Raw genomic sequence first — 1754 nt, forward strand, 5'->3', positions numbered from 1 at the left:
TACTGCCAGAAATACCGGAGTTAAAACTGGCTTTGTTTCGTCGGTCGTAGTTGACGGAATTTGTCCAAAAGTGATTTTTATCAAAGACACTAAAGGGAATATTTACACCGACAGAAAAAACATAATTATCACGATTATAATCATTTAATTTTTGATAATCTGCCGAAAACGATAAATCGATACCTTGGATCGCGGTATTATAAGTAATGTTGGCGCCCACCTCGTTGCTGATAGCATTGCGATAGGTTTGGACCCAGCCCGATACACTCAAAAAGCTTCCATCAAAATTTTGCGATAGGATAGTTTCATAGCGTTCTTTACGATTGCTTCGGTGGTATAAGGCATTCGGGTTAAAATCATTAAAATCAACGTAATCTTTGCCGGTGTATCGGTAAGCCAATAATTGTAGGTTCGTATTGTCTGTTAATGAATTTGCGTATTGAAGCATATAGCTGATACCCGATTGACGAGCTTCTGGCATCGTTGGCGTTTGCTTTTGGAACGTACTCACCGCCGTGTTGACGTTAAACGAGATTGCCCCAAATTGGCCTAAATCTTTACTTGCCCCTAAAGCAGCACTTTTATAATCGTTATGCAAGATACCGGCAGTATGGAACGTAAAATGGGTTAACCCATAGTCAAATGCGCCCAAAAAGAACAGGCGATTTTCTCTTTTTCCTGCGATCTCTCGCTCACCAATGGCGACATTGTAATTAATTTCATTCGCTCGCAATAAAGACGAAAGTGTCGCGACAGGATAGTAACGAACGGTTTTCGTTCCATCATTTTCTTCCACGGTGACGGTGATATTTCCGTTACTGACGGGGGCAATATCTTTTAATTGGTAAGCCCCTGCAGGCACCACTTGAGAGCTTAAAATATAGCCATTTTGAGATATCGTAATTTTGGCATTGGAATTTACGACACCAGAAATCACTGGGGCATAGCCACGCATTTCCCAGGGGCGCATATCCCGCTCGGAGCGTAATGCCATGCCATAAAAAACAAAATTGGGTAATATTGATAAAGCGGTTAATGTTTTACCGGCAATAAAACTTCCTTGTATTGGTTTTATTGCTGTTGATATTGTGGCTTCGGATGTTTCTGTGCCGGAATCTTTTAGATAACTGCTGCGAACAAAAGCAACCCAGCGACCAACATTAGAATATAAGTCAAAATCGCCGTACATTTGTGTTTTTGACGAACTGGTTTTAGAAACATAGCCAGAGTAGTTAACTTTAACGCCAGTAATACCGTAATCCCAATTTTGTTGATTTGTAGATTCATCCAATGCGATTTGAGGAATACTCAAAGATAATGTTTGTTTGGCATTATCAAAAGTCACTTGGGCGCCAGGATAACGGCTAATGTCATAGCAGTGTCTCTCGGGATTAAAATAAGCCGCAAATAAATTTAAATTGATCGGCAAGGCTAATTCCGTTATCCAGTCTTTATTGAGACATAACGTTTCTTTATCGTCAGGTAAGATAATCAGCTCTTTTTTATTCATCGAGCGACGATTAAAAATCACCTCAACAATATAATGCCCGGCGGGGTATTTTACATTCTCATCAAAGACACTTTCAGCTTGCGGTTGAACGCCTCCATGCAAGAAGTCCATATTTAAATCGGCGCAGACATAAAATGGCGTGGCTAACAGGGATAACATAAAGGCATTAATTGGTTTTAAACGCATTGATATTATCCATCCCCATTGGTCATTAAAAATAAGGGTCAAAGACCCTTTAAATATT

General features: G+C 39.9%; 1 protein-coding gene. It reads right to left on the bottom strand.

All coding sequences use genetic code 11. The features are described 5' to 3' along the window. Positions 1 to 1696, bottom strand: a 1696-nt coding sequence (locus PSF27_RS20760; protein WP_272682190.1) for a fimbria/pilus outer membrane usher protein, incomplete at its 3' end; no start/stop codon positions are given. Positions 1697 to 1754: the final 58 nt, after the last annotated feature.

It is taken from the genome of Providencia sp. PROV129 (genome assembly GCF_028482245.1).
Lineage (GTDB): Bacteria > Pseudomonadota > Gammaproteobacteria > Enterobacterales > Enterobacteriaceae > Providencia > Providencia vermicola.